Origin of the sequence: Robertmurraya dakarensis, from assembly GCF_900156875.1 — a bacterium.
In the GTDB taxonomy this organism is placed as follows: domain Bacteria; phylum Bacillota; class Bacilli; order Bacillales; family Cytobacillaceae; genus Robertmurraya; species Robertmurraya dakarensis.
Genome location: NZ_LT707409.1, coordinates 1,841,322 through 1,858,419, shown reverse-complemented (window position 1 = coordinate 1,858,419; position 17,098 = coordinate 1,841,322). Strand labels below are relative to the sequence as shown.

At 37.8% G+C, this 17,098-nt stretch carries 16 protein-coding genes and 2 other annotated features; of the genes, 13 read left to right on the top strand and 3 right to left on the bottom strand.

Features of this window, described 5'->3' with window-relative positions; genetic code table 11:
• Positions 1-6 precede the first annotated feature (6 nt).
• The gene (locus CZ487_RS17640; protein WP_077213582.1) at positions 7-1,551 is read right to left on the bottom strand and encodes a glycine betaine uptake BCCT transporter; all 1,545 of its coding nucleotides are present in this window, start codon (positions 1,549-1,551) and stop codon (positions 7-9) included.
• A 163-nt stretch (positions 1,552-1,714) separates the two neighbouring features.
• Between CZ487_RS17640 and CZ487_RS27260 the strand changes: the two genes are divergently transcribed.
• Positions 1,715-1,852 (top strand): hypothetical protein, encoded by a 138-nt coding sequence (locus tag CZ487_RS27260; RefSeq protein WP_202617851.1) that lies wholly within the window; start codon positions 1,715-1,717, stop codon positions 1,850-1,852.
• 73 nt (positions 1,853-1,925) lie between these two features.
• On the opposite strand, the gene CZ487_RS17635 is transcribed toward CZ487_RS27260, so the two are convergent.
• Positions 1,926-2,477, bottom strand: coding sequence for a DJ-1/PfpI family protein (locus CZ487_RS17635; protein WP_077213581.1), 552 nt, complete (start codon positions 2,475-2,477; stop codon positions 1,926-1,928).
• Between the two features lie 173 nt (positions 2,478-2,650).
• Here CZ487_RS17635 and CZ487_RS17630 point away from each other — a divergent pair, with 173 nt between their 5' ends.
• On the top strand, positions 2,651-3,409 hold the full coding sequence (locus CZ487_RS17630; protein WP_077213580.1) for an alpha/beta fold hydrolase: 759 nt from the start codon (positions 2,651-2,653) through the stop codon (positions 3,407-3,409).
• 47 nt (positions 3,410-3,456) lie between these two features.
• Here CZ487_RS17630 and CZ487_RS17625 read toward each other — a convergent pair whose 3' ends face one another.
• Positions 3,457-4,725, bottom strand: a complete 1,269-nt coding sequence (locus CZ487_RS17625) for an MFS transporter (protein WP_077213579.1) — start codon at positions 4,723-4,725, stop codon at positions 3,457-3,459.
• 268 nt (positions 4,726-4,993) lie between these two features.
• Positions 4,994-5,246 (top strand) — a binding site (T-box leader).
• Positions 5,247-5,280: 34 nt separating this feature from the next.
• Positions 5,281-5,572 (top strand) — a binding site (T-box leader).
• A gap of 65 nt (positions 5,573-5,637) precedes the next feature.
• On the opposite strand from CZ487_RS17625, the gene trpE reads away from it, so the two are divergent.
• From trpE to proB, 11 genes are all read left to right on the top strand, one after another.
• The gene (gene trpE / locus CZ487_RS17615; protein ID WP_077213577.1) at positions 5,638-7,032 is read left to right on the top strand and encodes an anthranilate synthase component I; all 1,395 of its coding nucleotides are present in this window, start codon (positions 5,638-5,640) and stop codon (positions 7,030-7,032) included.
• Positions 7,029-7,640, top strand: coding sequence for an anthranilate synthase component II (locus CZ487_RS17610; protein WP_077213576.1), 612 nt, complete (start codon positions 7,029-7,031; stop codon positions 7,638-7,640). The genes trpE and CZ487_RS17610 overlap by 4 nt, the downstream gene beginning before the upstream one ends.
• Positions 7,612-8,637 carry an anthranilate phosphoribosyltransferase gene (gene trpD / locus CZ487_RS17605; RefSeq protein WP_077213575.1) on the top strand — a complete coding sequence of 342 codons (1,026 nt, stop codon included), beginning with the start codon at positions 7,612-7,614 and terminating at the stop codon, positions 8,635-8,637. The genes CZ487_RS17610 and trpD overlap by 29 nt, the downstream gene beginning before the upstream one ends.
• A complete protein-coding gene (gene trpC, locus CZ487_RS17600; protein WP_077213574.1) occupies positions 8,638-9,429 on the top strand; it encodes an indole-3-glycerol phosphate synthase TrpC in 792 nt (263 codons plus the stop codon).
• On the top strand, positions 9,426-10,049 hold the full coding sequence (locus CZ487_RS17595) for a phosphoribosylanthranilate isomerase (protein WP_077213573.1): 624 nt from the start codon (positions 9,426-9,428) through the stop codon (positions 10,047-10,049). The genes trpC and CZ487_RS17595 overlap by 4 nt, the downstream gene beginning before the upstream one ends.
• Before the next feature lie 232 nt (positions 10,050-10,281).
• The gene (locus CZ487_RS17590) at positions 10,282-11,376 is read left to right on the top strand and encodes an AI-2E family transporter (protein ID WP_077213572.1); all 1,095 of its coding nucleotides are present in this window, start codon (positions 10,282-10,284) and stop codon (positions 11,374-11,376) included.
• Between the two features lie 148 nt (positions 11,377-11,524).
• Positions 11,525-12,793: an ATP-binding protein gene (locus tag CZ487_RS17585; protein WP_077213571.1), complete on the top strand. Its 1,269-nt coding sequence runs from the start codon at positions 11,525-11,527 to the stop codon at positions 12,791-12,793.
• A gap of 108 nt (positions 12,794-12,901) precedes the next feature.
• Entirely contained in the window at positions 12,902-13,414 is a 513-nt protein-coding gene (locus tag CZ487_RS17580) for a DUF3231 family protein (RefSeq protein WP_077213570.1), read from the top strand.
• Between the two features lie 409 nt (positions 13,415-13,823).
• A complete protein-coding gene (locus CZ487_RS17575; RefSeq protein WP_077213569.1) occupies positions 13,824-14,570 on the top strand; it encodes a Cof-type HAD-IIB family hydrolase in 747 nt (248 codons plus the stop codon).
• Positions 14,571-14,615: 45 nt separating this feature from the next.
• The gene (locus tag CZ487_RS17570; protein WP_077213568.1) at positions 14,616-15,617 is read left to right on the top strand and encodes a glycosyltransferase; all 1,002 of its coding nucleotides are present in this window, start codon (positions 14,616-14,618) and stop codon (positions 15,615-15,617) included.
• Positions 15,618-15,997: 380 nt separating this feature from the next.
• Positions 15,998-17,098 (top strand): glutamate 5-kinase, encoded by a 1,101-nt coding sequence (gene proB, locus CZ487_RS17565; RefSeq protein ID WP_077213567.1) that lies wholly within the window; start codon positions 15,998-16,000, stop codon positions 17,096-17,098.

Here is a 17,098-nt window from a genome sequence, read left to right as displayed (position 1 = left end):
ATAATCTTAAGTTGTTGGTCTCATTTTTCTTTGATCCACTGCTTTCTCTTTTTTAGTCTTCTCAGGAACCCTTCCTTTTTCAGGAGCCTCACTTTGGAATGATTTTACCATTGAAAATGCCATTAAGATAAGAACAATGGCTAGTGGGAATGCACTGACAATAATGGCTGTCTGCATGGCATTAAGCCCCCCGGAAGCCATTAGTACGATGGCTGACAGTGTTAAAATGATTCCCCATACAAATTTGACTCTGTTAGGAGGGTTCAAACCTCCGTTAGTTGTTTGCATCCCTAGGACAAACGTAGCAGAATCGGCAGATGTAATAAAAAATGTACTAATTAACAGCAGCGTGATGATCGATAAAAACCCAGAAAAAGGAAGTTGCTCAAATACAAAGAAAATGGCGGTTTCAAGGCTTTGGGCAGCGATATTCGTACCGGTGTTATAGTCAAAGTAGATTGCCGTTCCTCCAAAAACAGCAAACCAAACACAACATACGATTGTTGGAATCACTAACACTGCAATCACAAACTCGCGTACCGTTCTTCCTTTTGAAACACGCGCTATAAAGGTTCCGACAAACGGGGCCCAAGCTATCCACCATGCCCAATAAAATATTGTCCAGTTTTGAACCCAAGCAGCATTTTCTTTGTTAAATGGTGCTAATCGTAAGCCTATGCTTGGTAAATTTTGAATATAACTTCCCAAGGTAGTGACAAATAAATCGAGAACAAACACGGTTGGACATAGGATGAGAAATGCTATAAATAGAAGGGTAGCAAGTCCAAGATTTGCATTGCTTAGCCACTTGATCCCTTTTTGCAATCCTGTTGTTGCTGATAGGGTGAATAGAACGGTTACAATAATGATAATAATCAACTGAGTTTGAAAGGTATTTGGTATATTTGTCAAATAGCTCAAGCCGCCATTTATTTGTTGAGCACCGAGACCTAATGAGGCGGCAACGCCAAAAATAGTCGCAAATACAGCAACTACATCAATGAATACTCCTATCGGTCCCTTTACTTTGTCGCCGAGAATTGGATAAAGTGTTGCACTCATTAGACCCGGAAGCTGCTTCCTAAACTTAAAGTAGGCAAGACCTAATGCAATCGTAGCGTAAATGGCCCAAGCATGAAAACCCCAGTGCAAGTAGGTGTATACTAATGCTTGTTTTGCTGCTGCGCTAGTGCCACCCTCACCTAATGGCGGTGTTGTAAAATGTGAAATAGGTTCTGAAACACCGAAGAAAAGTAAACCAATCCCCATACCTGCACTAAAAAGGAGTGCAAACCATGTCGGGCGGCTGAAATCTGGCTTATCCTCATCTTTGCCTAGTTTTATTTTTCCATATTTACTAAATATCAGGTATAAAGCAAAGATTAAAAAGAATGTTGCTGATAATTGGTAGAACCAACCAAATCTAACTAGAAAGAAGGACTTTGCAACATCCATGGACTCTCCTAGTCCCTTAGGATTAATCATTCCCCATAGGACAAAAATACCTGCAATGACAACGGAAATCCAAAACACTTTTTTTTGTAACTTTATTCTTCATGGTCATCCTCCTTATATAGTTCATTTTTTGCTATGAAGATACATTTAAAAGCTGTTAAATTTTGTTTTTGAGAGGATGCGTAGTAAAAATGAAAAAATTGTATTAATATTGCTTTCCATAAATAGGGTATCCTAATGTAAAAAAGGGGGGATCAGCATGAAGAAAGCTAAAGAAGATAAGTCATTTCAGCTTAGTTATGAATCTGATGGAGAAATGGGAAAGCTCAATCAGGATGAAGAGCATCCGGAAAAGAAGGTTAGGGACTTTTTTAATACTACGCAACAGAGCGAATAAGCGATTCTATTCGAATAATGAAAATCTAAAAAAGCATGCGGCAATGAGCAACCGCATGCTTTTGCGATGAGTGTTATTGGTTCATTTTTTGAACAAATTCACGCATAAAGCCTGGCAGATCAGGCCAAGCGTGTCCAGATACAAGATTTCTTTCAACATGCAATGTATTTTCAATATAAGTTGCACCACATGCCTCAACATCAGGTTTACAAGCTATATATGCAGTTAATTCTCTATCCTTCAAATATTCTTTAACAGTGGTCAAAATAAGAGCAGCATGACAAATAGCAGCAACTGGTTTATTCTCTTCAAAGAAATGAGATACAATTTTTGGTACATTTTCATTTAAACGTATATATTCTGGGGCTCTTCCACCAGGGATGATAAGTCCGTCATAATCCTCGGGATTAACTTCTTCAAATGAAAGATGTGAATCAATTAAGTATCCTTTACTTTCAGTATAAGTATCCCAGCCGATAAAATCATGAACAACCGTTTGCAGTTTCTTTTTTGAAGGTGCAGCAATTTTTACATCATAACCCTCCTCAATACATCGATAATAAGGGTAGTAAATTTCCAAGGCCTCTACAGCATCACCAGCAATGATCAAAACGTTCTTTGCCATTCGTATTCCTCTCCTTTTTTAAAATGAGGTTTTCCCTCTCTTTTTATATTCAAAATAAAAACTTCTAACTCCTTTAAGTTCACGAAAACTTCATTAATTTAACATTAATGATTAGTAACAGGTAACATCATATTAATGTTAAGGTTCCTTCTAGGTGGAAAGGAGGTATGAACATGCCAGTTAGTAACGTGAAGGGGATTAAGATTTATTATGATGATCTTGGGAAAGGGATTCCGATTATTTTTATCCATCCACCTGCAATGGGAAGGAAAGTTTTCTTCTATCAGACAAACCTAGCTGATCATTTTAGAGTTATTTTCCCGGATTTAAGCGGGCATGGCGACACTGTTGGTAACCCAAAAGAGGTATCGATATTTGGTTATGCAGCTGAGATAGTAACACTTATGGATCAGTTAAATATAGACAAAGCGGTTTTATGCGGCTACTCTTCAGGAGGCCTTGTGGCTCAGGAATTTGCTCTATCTTTTCCTGAAAGATCTATAGCAGTAATACTTGCTGGCGGTTATCCAGAAGTTAAGTCAAAAGCATTTCAATATGAACATTTGCTTGGGATGTATTTTGTAAAACATTTCCCAGAGTTTTTGGCCAAGATCATATCTGACAGTCATACTAAAAACAAACAATTACAAAAGGACATTTTCAGTCATATGTTAAAAGCTGACCGCCATACATGGTATCGGTTTTATGAAGAATCACTGCATTATTCATGTGTCGATCGTCTCAATCAATTAAAAGCTCCATTATATTTAATGTATGGTACAAGAGATTTAGTTAACCAGCACTTAAGATGCTATAAAAAGCACATAAATTTTCAGTCTGCTATCGTTAAAAAGGTTTCACACCAATTGCCGACTAAGAAATGGCAGATCTTTAATCAGCTTATAACCGGGTTTATCAAAACAACTATTTAATCCTAATAAAAAACGCCACATTTGAAAGACAATGTGACGTTTTTTTGTTATCCAGTTTTCTCAGGTTTGATTGCCATAAAGGTCAACAAAGCTGCTAAGAGACTGATGCCTCCTAAAATGAAGAATAGACTTCCTTCTAAATAATATTTCAATAACAGTGCTATTGCAGGAGGTCCCGCTGCAACGCCTATAAACCTCATGGCATTGTAGATCGATGTGATCGTCCCGCGTTGTTCCTTTTCAATTCCGTCAGTAATGAGGGTATCCAAGCAAGGCAAACTTGCCCCAATTCCAATTCCGCTTAGAACAAACAGCGATATGAGAATCCATAGACCATCGAAAAAGCTTAAAGCTGTAATAGAAAGAGCAAGCAGGACGGAACCGCCAAAAGTGATCCATTTCATCAGTACTTTATTTTTCTTGATCACTTTCCCTGTAATAAAAGAGGACAAACAAAGAGCAACTAACGGTATTGCGAGTACCAGTCCTTTTTTAACATCCTTAAAATGGTAGGTTCGTTCAAGGATATCTGATAAATAAACTAAAACGCCAAAAAGTACAAAAAACAGAATGATTCCAATAATAAATACTGAAATCAACCATCTGCCCTCATTTTTAAAGATCTCTTTGATTTTTTTAATAAAAGTTCTAAATGGAATCGGTTCGTACTCGGTATTTCCCCTTTTAACAAGAAACGCCATTAGTAAAATCGAAATAGCGCAGAAGATCGGTATCGAGAAAAAGGGTATAAACCAGACTATCCCAGCCAAAAAGGCGCCCAATATGGGGCTTATTACCTTGCCAAATGTGTTGGCAGTTTCAATCGCACCTAAGGAGCTGCTTACCTTTTCTTCATCCTTAAAAAGATCTCCAACTAGGGGCATAACGATTGGGAAAGCCCCCGCAGCTCCAACACCCTGGAGTGCACGCCCGATCAATATTAGTGTATAAGGGTCTTCCATACGCCAGGCTGCCCACCCTGAAAGGAACCCGCCGACAGCTGTAATAATTAAGCTTGGAATAATCACTTTCTTTCTGCCGATATGATCAGATAAAAAGCCTGCAAGGGGGATGAGGATAATAGCAACTATTGAATAAACCGTGATCACCATACTGGATTGAAAAGGGGATATATTAATTCTATCCTCCATAACAGGCAATACAGGAATCAGCATTGAATTACCTAATGTCATTACGAGTGGGATGGATGATATAGCTAGAATGGCCCCTCTGTTAGGTTGTTTTTCTTTCTCCTTTGAGCTTGTCTTTGAGGACTTTTTCTCTTTAAGCAATAGAGAATTCTCAATAAAATCCATCTTTGCCCCGCCTTTTCTATTTTCAATTTTTTCGTTTCATAACTTTAATATTTGTCTTAAATAGAAAAACTAATTGAAAAAGGGGCTAACTTTTTATGGAATCCTTTTTTCGGTATAAAAATAAAATTTAAACACAATGAAAATGATATTGAATAAAGCAATGATAAGAAACGTATATTAATTATGGTTATGAAGTAAAAGTGAAAAATAATTTAATAAAGGTTATTGACTTTTTTAAAAATTCATTTTAATATTATTAACAATATAAGGCATGGCAATGACGAAGAGTAGTAACTGAAACGGAAACGATAGAGAGCTGATGGTTGGTGGAAATCAGTGTGGATGTTTTAGTGAATGGACTTTAGAGCCTCCAAACCGAACCGGATTTTTGAAGAAGTAGGCTTTGGCGAACAGTCTCATCGTTATAAGAGACGGGTATTATAGTACATTGTACTATGATGCTTTAAAGTGAGCTAAAGTTTAGCTAATGAAGGTGGCACCACGGGTTTCTCGTCCTTTTTGGATGGGAAGCCCTTTTTGTATTTTAATTAAATAGTCAAATCGATGAGTAAGAATAGTAAATTGGATAGGTTCATTACAGAGAGCCGGGATTGGTGTAAACCGGTATGAACGATTCGATTGAATGGACTTACGAGAGGGACCCTGAACGATTAGTAGGGGTACACGGGTTTCCGCCGTTAAAAGGAAAGGGTATAAGAATACGTCATAAATTTGGCGGAGAGTGACCAGCAGTCTTTGTGCTGGGTTCTTGTTAATACCCATAAGTGGAAGCAGCATGTCTGTTTCAACCCGAGGTGGCACCGCGGTCAAACGTATCGTCCTCTATATGCACAAAATAATTTGTGTATGTAGAGGACTTTTTTATTTGTCAAAAGAAGGGAGACACGATTCATGACAAAGATTTTAGAAAAAAGAGATATCGTAATAGAAGAGATTCAAGGAGATACATTAACCCCTATATCTATTTATCAAAGGTTATCAGGCAGGAAAAAATTTCTGTTGGAAAGTTCTCTAAAACATGAGGACTCAGGAAGATTCTCTTTCATTGGTGCATCACCTGCACTTGAACTTAAAGGATTCAAAGATAAATCTGTTCTTGTACAAGAAAATGTTGAAACTGTATTACAGGAAAAACCGTTAGAAGCGATTAAAGGCTTAATGCCAAATGAGATTAAAATAGATGACCACCCTGTTCCATTTATTGGTGGTGCTGTAGGATTTGTTGGATATGACGTGGTTCGCCACTATGAGAACATTGGAGAAGTCCCAAAGGATGAACTCAATGTACCGGATGTTCATTTCATGATGTTTGAAGAGGCAGTTGTATTTGACCACTTAAAGCAGAAGGTGTACTTAGTGGGAACGCCATTACTTGAAAATACGGATGAAAAGAAATTAAGAGCTCGCCTGTTAAAAATGAGAGAAGACATTCAAAGGGGCCATGATGGAGAACTTCAATCCGTGCAGATTTCCCAGTATAAATCCTCGATAACAAAAGAGAGATTTATAGAAATGGTTAAAAAGGCAAAAGAGTATATCGTAGAAGGAGACATCTTCCAAGTTGTATTATCGCAAAGAATGAAAGCTAGCATTGAAGGTGACCCTTTCTCCTTTTATCGAAAGCTTCGTGTTCACAACCCATCTCCCTATATGTACTACTTTGACTTTGAAGATTATATCGTAGCTGGAGCGTCACCTGAAAGTTTAATTAAGGCTGAAAACAATAAAGTCATTACGAACCCCATTGCAGGAACAAGACCTAGAGGGAAAACACCGGATGAGGATCAACAGCTTGAGGAAGAGCTTCTTGCAGATGAGAAAGAACTAGCAGAACATAAAATGCTTGTAGATCTTGGACGTAACGATGTAGGAAGAGTCAGTGAGTATGGTTCGGTCAATGTTGATAAATATATGAAAATTGAAAAGTACAAACACGTCATGCATATTGTTTCAGAGGTAAGCGGACAGTTGACAAATAACTATAAACCAATAGATGCCTTAATTGCATGTCTCCCTGCTGGGACGGTTTCTGGTGCACCTAAAATCCGCGCTATGGAAATCATCAATGAACTAGAAGAAGTAAAGCGAGGGGTTTATTCCGGTGCGGTGGGCTATCTTTCAGCAAACGGAAACATGGATTTTGCTTTAGCAATTCGAACGGCATTGATAAAAGACAACGAAGTATTTATTCAAGCAGGTGCTGGAATTGTGTATGATTCTGTTCCCGAAACAGAGTTTGAGGAAACCATTCATAAATTACGTGCGTTTTTGGAGGAAGATAAATGATCTTACTAATTGATAATTACGATTCTTTTACCTTTAACTTGTACCAGTATTTAGGTGAATTAGGAGCAAACCTAATAGTAAAAAGAAACGATCAACTGACAATATCGGACATTGAAGAGATGAATCCAGAAGCAATTGTTTTATCACCAGGACCAGGAAGACCTGAAAATGCCGGGATATGTGTAGAAGTTATAAATAAGTTATACAAGCGTGTCCCAATTCTTGGAATATGTTTGGGACATCAGGCAATCGGTTATGCTTTCGGGGCAAATGTAGTTAAAGCAGAAAAAATTATGCATGGGAAGGTATCTGCATTGTCACATACAGAAGACCATTTGTTTCAATCGTTGGAACAGAATATTGAGGTCATGCGTTATCACTCATTAGTCATTGAAAAAGGGACATTGCCTGAAGCTTTTAAGGTTCTTGCACAATCCATAGATGACCAAGAAATTATGGCTCTAAAGCATGAGGAATATCCGTTATACGGAATGCAATTTCATCCAGAATCGGTGGGAACAGCAACAGGGAAACAGTTACTAGAAAATTTCTTGAAAGTGCTGAAGGGGGAGAATCAAGATGAAAACTTATCTACAACGATTAACTGACCGTGAATCATTTACCGAAGTAGAAATGCAAGAAGCGATGGAACAGTTATTCTCACAAGAAACGACAGATAGTGAAATTGCCGCATTTCTGATCGGTTTAAAAACTAAAGGTGAAACCATTGATGAGATTGTTGGATTGGTAAAGGCAATGAGAGAGAAGGCTTTGAGATTTAATACAAAGATTCCAAACGTGATGGATAATTGCGGAACAGGCGGTGACGGCCTTAAAACCTTCAATATTAGTACAACTTCTGCTTTTGTATTAGCAGCTGCGGGAATACCAGTCGCAAAGCATGGAAGCCGAAGTGTTTCTAGTAAAACAGGTAGTGCAGATGTTCTTGAATACTTAGGGGTAAACCTAAACCTGCCTCCTGAAGTGTCAGAAGAACTCATCCAAGAAGTCGGGATCTCATTTCTTTTTGCGCCGCATGTTCATCCTAAAACAAAACGGATTGTGAAAGTCCGCCAAGATTTGCGAATTCCTACTATTTTTAATCTAATAGGCCCGCTAACAAATCCGGTAGAATTAGAGTCACAGTTATTGGGAATATATCGAAGGGACTTGTTAAATGTATTGGCAGAAGTATTGAAAAATTTGGGTCGGAAAAGAGCAGTTGTTTTAAATGGAGCAGGGTTTGCGGATGAAGCTTCACTGGCGGGTGAAAACCACTTATCCATACTGGAAAATGGAGAAATTAGAAACTTAACAATTACTCCTGATGATGTTGGGCTCCCAGTTTATGAACTTAATCAAATAAGAGGCGGGGATTCTCCTGAAAATGCAGATATCATGCTGCGTGTTCTAAAGGGTGAAAAAGGAGCATGCCGAGATACAGTTCTATTAAATGCAGGAATTGGTATCTTTGCAAACGGTAAAGTTTCAACGATTCAAGAAGGAGTAAAAGTGGCGAGGGAAAGTATTGATTCTGGTGCTGCATTGCAGAAACTAGAAATTTTAATTGAAAAAAGCAACGCTTATAAGGCAGAGGTGATTTGAGTGGGAACGATATTAGATAAAATAATAGCTGAGAAAGTGAAGGAAGTAGAACGATTAAAAGGAATGGAACTTGTTGATGGTCATAATAGGAGTGAAAAGCGATCATTTATCTCGATTTTAGAGAAAGCAAAGGATGTCTCCATCATAGCCGAGTTTAAGCGAGCTTCCCCTTCAAAAGGCGATATTAACCCTGGAATCGATCCGAAAATTCAAACGAGAACTTATGTGGAATCTGGTGCAGATGCAGTTTCTGTTTTAACAGATACTCCCTTCTTTAAAGGAAGTTTAGAAGATTTAAAAGCAGTCAGGTCATCGATTGGCGCACCAATATTATGTAAGGATTTTATTATCGATCCTATTCAAATTGATTGTGCAAAAAACGCAGGGGCGGACATCATATTATTGATTGCGGCGGCATTAAGTGATGTACAGTTACATGACTTTTATCAATATGCTCTTGAAAGGGACCTTGAGGTCTTAATGGAAGTTCATAATGAAGAAGAAGCTGAAAGAGTGCTAAAAACGGGGAACCATCTGATTGGCGTAAATAACAGGGACTTAAAAACATTCGAAGTGGACCTTGCCGTCACAGAATCTCTTGCACCAATGATTAAGAAAGAAGGTCATTTCTTGATTAGTGAAAGCGGCATGGTGACACCAGAGGATGTAGCAAGAGTTGTCAAGGCAGGCGCTAATGGAATTCTCGTAGGTGAAACCTTCATGAGACATGTTGACCCTGCGGCAGCATTGAAGGAAATGAAACTTCCATTGATAGAGGTGTCTTATAAATGAAGGTGAAGATATGTGGCATCAAAGATGTTGAGACGGCTCTGTACGCTATCAGCCAAGGTGCAGATGCATTAGGATTTTTGTTTGCAGAAAGCAAACGAAGGATTACTCCAGAGGACGCTAAAGAGATTATTGACAAACTTCCAGACAAAATTTTAAAAGTCGGCGTTTTTGTCAATGAAGAAGTTGAAAATATTAAGAGGATTGTAGAATATACAGGTCTTACAGCCGTTCAATTGCATGGAGATGAACCGCCAGAAACTTGTGAAGCTTTTTCAATTCCAGTCATAAAAGCGTTAAGTGTTGGCAGCAGTGATGATTTAGAAAAAATACATGAATATGATTGTGAGTATGTCCTGCTGGATAGTCCAAAAGGAAAATACCGTGGAGGCAATGGAGTGAAATTTGATTGGAGTCTATTAGCAGAATTTAATACAAACGGAAAAAAGGTTATTCTTGCGGGTGGATTAAATGAAGCTAATGTGACAGAAGCAATTAGAATGAGCCAACCGTTTATGGTTGATGTGAGCAGCGGTGTTGAAACAGATGGAAAGAAAGATAAATTAAAGATTCATAACTTTATAGATGAAGCAAAGAGTGCTCAACGAGAGGAAGTAAAATAACAGCAAGATACTCGGTGCTAGAAAAACGCTTTTGTTATTACAGTTATGAATAATAGAGGCAACATTACTCAACTCCTGTATGTTAATAAAACGGATGGTTCATCCATCCGTTTTTGCTGTGCGAAAGCCATTTAAAGCGTCTATATAGGGACAAATAATTGCATTTGCATAGAAAGTATTGGTATATTCATTAAGAAGATAAAGTTGTCAGTTTTAGGAAGTGAATAAATAGATGTCATTGCTTGAAAAAAGATGGTTTAAAACAATGATTGCCATCATTTTATTTTTAGTAATTGTGTTTCTCATAAGGTTAAATGAATTTTTATTAACCCCGCTGTATGTGTTGGTTCAGACCATCTTCCTGCCATTCGTCGTAGCGGGTATCCTTTATTATTTATGCAGACCGCTAGTCAGCATTCTTGAAAAAAATAAGGTTCCCAGATGGATTGCAATCATTGCTGCCTACTTAGCCATGATTTTAATTGTCTATGGACTGATCCGTATTGTAGGTCCCATTATTAATACTCAATTAGAAAATTTCATCAATAACTTACCTGCAATGATTTCCACTATAACAGAGTGGATCAAATATGTTCAAGAGAACCGGAGCATGTTCCCAGATTTTATCCAAGATGCATTTCTTACGGCTAGTGAAGAAATAGAATCAAGAATCCAAAATAATGTGGGAAATATTGCCAATATCATTGCTGATAGCATTCTTGGGATTTTTGGAGTCATAGGTGGTTTTATCAACACGATTTTCCTCCTAGTTCTTGTCCCATTTATCCTTTTTTATATGTTAAAAGATGGCCATCGTTTCGCGGAAAGTGTGACTGTCTTTTTTCCGAAATCCAAAAAAGACGATATCTTAAAAATCCTTAAAGAAATGGATAAAACGATTGCTGCGTATATACAAGGACAAATGCTTGTAAGTGTAATTGTAGGAATTTTGCTTTACATAGGTTACTTGATCATTGACTTGAATTATTCCCTAGTATTAGCGCTATTTGGAATGATGACCAATGTTATACCGTTTTTAGGACCTTATATTGCTGTTATACCAGCTATTTTTGTTGCCTTGTTCCAAGATCCCTTTATGGTTATTTACGTGGCAATCATTATGTTGGTGGCACAGCAGATCGAGGGGAATATCATCTCTCCAAATATCATGGGTAAAACCTTAAATCTGCATCCGTTAACGATCATCGTGTTAATTTTAGCAGCTTCAAATTTCATCGGTATTCTTGGGGTGATTTTTGTTATTCCAGCTTATTCGGTTTTAAAAGTCATTGTCATTAACATATCTAGAATAATTAGAGAAGTATAGCGTTATGATAGCCTACTACATGCTGTATAGCAGGCTATCTCTTTTTTGTAAAGTTTTTTGCTTATATTAGAAAGGAAAAATCTAGTATGTGTCGAATTAATTCTATATATGTCAAAATGTCAAACAAAAACTAGAGAGGCTTTGCATCATGGAAATTCAGTACGAGAATATTTTATTGCAGGTATTAATGGTTTTATTTCCAATTGTGTTATTCTTAACGATGTTTAACACACCCTTAACAACAAGGAAGAAAAAAGTGACTTTAGGTATCATTTGTGCGATTACCATGAGTCTGTCACTTGCTGTACCGATCTATATAAGGGAAGGAATCTTTATCGATTTAAGAATGGTGCCCTGGTACATCGCTTTTATGTACGGAGGAAATGTGGTAGGTATCTTTGTCACAATATTCTTTATCATTGTCCGTTTTTGTATAGGCGGTCTGGGAATGATTACTGCGTTCACTGTCTTAATAGCATTTACTGGTATTATCCAGATTTTTAGGAAAGCTTATATGAATTGGGTTCTGAGAAAAAAGATTGCTTTTTCTGTTATATTTATTTCTTTAGCATCTGTTTCACTAATAGTGGTTGGTTTCATTTTGTTCCAAGGACAGGTGCTTTCTACAACAAAGCTGGTCACTTATTCGTTCTTTATTCTCGAAAGTGCGATTGTTACCTGGCTTGTAGTATTTTTAATTGAATCTCATAATGAAAAGCTTCAGTTGTTTCAAGATATTCAACGTACGGAAAAACTTAATGTTGTGGGACAGCTGGCAGCGAGCGTTGCCCATGAAATTCGAAATCCTATGACGAGCGTGAGAGGTTTTATTCAGTTATTATCAAATTCAAAAAATTTGTCGGATGAAGAAAAACAATACATACATATTTGTTTAGAGGAGCTGGATCGAGCTAATTCCATTATTGGTGATTACTTATCATTGGGACGTGACCCTAGTTCAAGTGATGATGATAAGGTAGATGTTACGCTTGAAATCAAACGAGCCATTAACACTCTTTCATCCTATACTAACTTAAAGAATGTAGAAGTAAGCTTTGAACAAGCTAATCCAGCATATATATTGGGTAATTCAGGGAGACTACAGCAATTATTTGTTAATCTCATTAAAAACGGAATTGAAGCGGTAAGTGATAATGGAAGGATTGTTATTACGATCAAGCAGACGGATGACGATGTTGTGGTATCAATTACCGATAATGGAGTTGGGATGGAGCAAAAGCAAATTGATAATTTAGGTCTTCCTTTTTATTCCACAAAAGAAAAAGGAACCGGCTTAGGTCTAATGGTTTGCTTAAGAATTGTGAAAGATCTTGGGGGGACGATGTCGGTTCAAAGCACGGAAGGACTTGGGACAACCTTTACCATAAAGTTCCCTGCTTTAAATATTTTCAGTTGATATTCAGGGATTTTTATTCCACTAGTAAATGTTCGCAATTAGGGGGATTCTAACGATGTGCAAACAAGAAAGGTGGCACAAAGAATGAATGCCTTTAGGAGGTTTACGATGGGAATACTAAGTGGAAATCCAAAAGATGAACCAATGCACTACGGTGAAGTGTATGGCACATGGGCAGCATTGTTAGGTGCTAAAGGATTACTTGCGTCACATCAAACGATACTTAACCATGCTGGTGATGTAGATTTAAAAAAGATTATAGAGGAAACCATTGATCAGGGAAAGCAGGAAATAAAGCAACTTGAAGAAGTGTTAAAAGAAAATGGAGTAGGACTTCCGCCAGCTCCACCTGATAGACCAAATGCGTGTCTTGATGACATTCCTGTAGGCGCTCGCTACCAGGACCAAGAGATTGCTGCAGCTTTGTCAACAGAGATTGCTGCTGGATTAGTAGCTTGCAGCAAGATGATAGGTGAATGTATACGCGAGGACTTAGCGATGATGTACAGCCAGATGCATTCACAAAAAGCAGCACTAGGTGCAAAGATTCTTCGCCTAAATAAAGAAAAAGGCTGGCTAGTACCGCCGCCATTACATAAAAATAAAGGTGAAGATTGCTAAGAAACTTTTGGAGCAGGGTTTATCCTGCTTCTTTTTTAATATCAAAAATATAGTGATAATGTCAACAAGGATTATTTACAATTTATTGAATTTTCATTGTACTGCCACTGTAAACAATATTATAATTGTAATAAAGGAAGGTGGGAGCATTGGAAATTTGGGAATTGCTTTATCCAACCTCATTCACAGGGTTCCTTATTTTTATCATAGGTCTCCTAGTAACTATTTATCTAAATTTAAAGATATATAAGTTTGGGAACAAGGATTAAAAGACATGCTCTTAAGTTTACATTGCGGCGGTGATAAAGAGAACATTATCGGGCTTATGTCACCGATAATGTTTTTTTCGTTTGTAATCCCTTGTTCTATAGGAGATGGACAGAAAATTCAAAAAGGGGGAAACGTTTAAGTGTCTAATAGAGAAAACCTTACTATAAAATTGATAGCTTTGGATATGGATGGGACGCTGCTTGATAACAAACATGAGATCTCATCGGAAAATAAAGAAGCGATTATGCTGGCGCAAGAAAAAGGAGTACATGTTGTATTGAGTACAGGCCGGTCTTTTCGTACCAGCCGAGATATTGCGAAGGAACTCGAGCTTACCTCTTATTTGGTGACAGTAAATGGGAGTGAAATATGGAACTGTGAGGAGGAACTTATCGATCGAAAGCTCTTGGAACCGGAATTAATAGAATGGATGTGGGATTTATCTCAACAGCATAAGACGAACTTTTGGGCAACAAGCTGTAATAGAGTTTGGCATGGTGAGATTCCAAAACGTATCAGGGATCATGAATGGCTCAAGTTCGGCTTTCATGTTGACGATGATAGTACTCGAATGATGATTGAACAGGAATTAAAGTCCAATGGACGCATTGAAGTTAGCAATTCAAGTCCAAAAAATATCGAAGCGAACTGTTTGGGGGTAAATAAGGCGGAAGGCCTTAAAAAGGTATGTTCATTGGTGGGGATTACAATGGAACAGGTAATGGCATGCGGTGATAGTCTTAACGATCTTGCGATGGTGAAAGAGTCAGGATTAGGAGTGGCAATGGAAAATGCGCAGGACGAGTTAAAGAGATCAGCAGACTGGATAACATTGTCAAATAAAGACAGCGGTGTTGCACATGCTATACATAAATGGGTGCTATAAAAGAGGGAGCTAATGTTCTTTAATGAATAAAAGGTGGTTTTCTGAATGAAAAAAGTTGGTTTGGTCATGAGAAAAATTCAATTTACAGAGGCACAAGGGCCAAGGATTTTTGCCGATCGTCTAAAAGAAATAGGAAGAGAGCTTGGAGTGGAGATAGTCTATATTTCTCCTGAGCGACATGTGAGCGGTTATGATTGGCTGGAAGGATATGAACATGAAAAAGGAGATTTGGTCAATTATGATATCGTCCTTGATCAAATACATTCAGAAAAGATAGATCATGTTATTTATACAGTGTCAGGATTTACCTTCTTAAAGATGTTTATAAAAAATTGTGTGCTTTTTCCTCATAGTTTTCCAGACCCGGCTCTAACAGGATATGAAATGATGAAACCTTTTTATTCCATTGTTGATAAAGCGATTGTTCAAACAGAATTTTTAAAAAGAGAAATGGGAAGAAACTTTGGCGTCCATGATGTTACAGTTATCCCAATTGGCTTTAATGAGAGTTTGGCAGAGAGATATTTTGATCCGATGCAGGTTGTTGAAAATCGAATTCTTTGGATCGGAAGGGATGAAGAAAATCGCCGTCCTGATCTTGTGCTTGAATATGCAAGACAAAATCCTGATAAAGAAGTTTTCATGGTATTTGGTGGTGAACGTTACAAGGAGAGTATGAAAAAATACGATGTTCCCAGCAATGTGAAACTGAAATTTGCCTTAAAGCAGGATGAAGTGTTTTCATTAATGAACTCAGCAAAAGTGTATTGGAGCTGTTCTAAGTTTGATACATTTGCGATGCCATTAACAGAAGCGCTCGCGATGGGGAAGTTGGTTGTAAAGCCAGAACATCCCTGTTATGACCATCTAAGCTCAACTCATTCATTTTCAGGGAATGAAATGAATTGGTTTGAGCTAGTCAATATGGCAGCTGGTGCAAAAGCGAAAGTATCCTTGGAAAATCGTCAATATGCCTTTGAAAAATTTTCTAGTGCTGTGATGAAGGATGGATACAAAAAATTCTTTGATCAATGGCTTCGTCAATAAATGAATAGAATTTTATGATAATAATTCCTTAATCATCTTGACAACCTTCCATAAACATCGGCATAATATATTAAAATCATCGAACGTGAAAGAAGGACTAGTACGCTTGTGGAAAGTGGCAGAGAGTGGAGTTTATAAGCTGAGAGACTCCATCACAGGAAACTTGCAGAACCTACCTTCTTAGTCCTATGCAAACATAGGCGCAAGTCTTAGCGTTATCAGACAAAGAGTGGAATGCTGAGAATTAGCATTCAAGCAAGGTGGTACCACGGAAAGCTAAAGCCCTTTTCGTCCTTTCATAGGATGAAAAGGGCTATTTGTATAAATCAGCAGCTCACAATTCATTCTTTTGCATAATCAGTCTACTGGGGGAAAATAAAATGGAGAAAAAACGAATTGTTGTCAAAATTGGCAGTAGTTCTTTGACGAATAATAAAGGTGAAATTGATGAAAACAAACTAAGGGATCATGTAGATGCCATTGCTGAGGTCAGAGAAGCAGGTCATGAGATTATATTAGTTTCATCGGGAGCGGTTGCAGCTGGTTTTGCTAAGTTAGGATATCCAGCTCGTCCTGTGACATTAAAAGGCAAACAAGCGGCTGCAGCAGTGGGTCAAAGTTTGCTTATTCAATCTTATATGGAGGAGTTTAGCCAATACGGAATTATTCCAGCTCAAATATTGTTAACGAGAAATGACTTTTCTAAAAAAGATCGTTATCGAAATGCCTATTCAACGTTGCAGGAATTACTGTCACGGGGCTTGCTGCCTATCATCAATGAAAACGATACCGTTTCCGTGGAGGAGTTGACCTTTGGAGATAATGATATGCTTTCTGCATTAGTGAGTGGAATGCTTCATGCGGATCAGCTTATTATCTTAACTGATATTAACGGTCTGTATGATTCTAACCCTCGAGAGAACCCGGAAGCAGTTCGCTTTGATTCATTGTCAGATATCACAGATGAATTAATGGGATTTGCAGAGGGTACTGGTTCCAATGTTGGAACAGGTGGCATGAAGTCAAAGCTTATTGCTGCGAAAACAGCTCTTTCTTTAGGAGTTCGGATTTTTATCGGAAGGGGAGAAGGGAAGGATAAGCTTACTAAGATTCTAGAAGGAAATGGCGATGGAACTTATATCGAAAAGGAAGTTCTCCCTTCTGTAAATAGCCAAAGGCAATGGATTTCGCTTCATTCACCAGTTTCTGGACAAATTTATGTAGATAAAGGCGCGGAAACAGCACTTCTAACAAAGGGAAGCAGTCTGCTGCCAGCAGGAATTATTGATATTGGGGGCGTATTTGATAAAGGGGATGTCGTCGAGGTTCATGGACCAATAGGGTTACTAGGTAAAGGTGAGGTTCTCTACTCGTCAGATGATATCAGAATAATGATGGGCAAAAGAAGTGAACAGTTGAATAACGAGAATGTCTTTTCTACTATTGAAGTCATTCATCGTGATAAATGGGTAAAAATATAA

Excerpts from the sequence above, each read along its gene's own strand:
- CZ487_RS17630 (WP_077213580.1), top strand. The coding sequence starts at position 2,651 with ATGCCAGTTAGTAACGTGAAGGGGATTAAGATTTATTATGATGATCTT.
- CZ487_RS27260 (WP_202617851.1), top strand. The coding sequence starts at position 1,715 with ATGAAGAAAGCTAAAGAAGATAAGTCATTTCAGCTTAGTTATGAATCT.
- CZ487_RS17585 (WP_077213571.1), top strand. The coding sequence starts at position 11,525 with ATGGAAATTCAGTACGAGAATATTTTATTGCAGGTATTAATGGTTTTA.
- CZ487_RS17610 (WP_077213576.1), top strand. The coding sequence starts at position 7,029 with ATGATCTTACTAATTGATAATTACGATTCTTTTACCTTTAACTTGTAC.
- CZ487_RS17635 (WP_077213581.1), bottom strand. The coding sequence starts at position 2,477 with ATGGCAAAGAACGTTTTGATCATTGCTGGTGATGCTGTAGAGGCCTTG.
- CZ487_RS17595 (WP_077213573.1), top strand. The coding sequence starts at position 9,426 with ATGAAGGTGAAGATATGTGGCATCAAAGATGTTGAGACGGCTCTGTAC.
- CZ487_RS17590 (WP_077213572.1), top strand. The coding sequence starts at position 10,282 with ATGTCATTGCTTGAAAAAAGATGGTTTAAAACAATGATTGCCATCATT.
- trpE (WP_077213577.1), top strand. The coding sequence starts at position 5,638 with ATGACAAAGATTTTAGAAAAAAGAGATATCGTAATAGAAGAGATTCAA.
- CZ487_RS17580 (WP_077213570.1), top strand. The coding sequence starts at position 12,902 with ATGGGAATACTAAGTGGAAATCCAAAAGATGAACCAATGCACTACGGT.
- CZ487_RS17570 (WP_077213568.1), top strand. The coding sequence starts at position 14,616 with ATGAAAAAAGTTGGTTTGGTCATGAGAAAAATTCAATTTACAGAGGCA.
- trpD (WP_077213575.1), top strand. The coding sequence starts at position 7,612 with ATGAAAACTTATCTACAACGATTAACTGACCGTGAATCATTTACCGAA.
- CZ487_RS17625 (WP_077213579.1), bottom strand. The coding sequence starts at position 4,725 with ATGGATTTTATTGAGAATTCTCTATTGCTTAAAGAGAAAAAGTCCTCA.
- proB (WP_077213567.1), top strand. The coding sequence starts at position 15,998 with ATGGAGAAAAAACGAATTGTTGTCAAAATTGGCAGTAGTTCTTTGACG.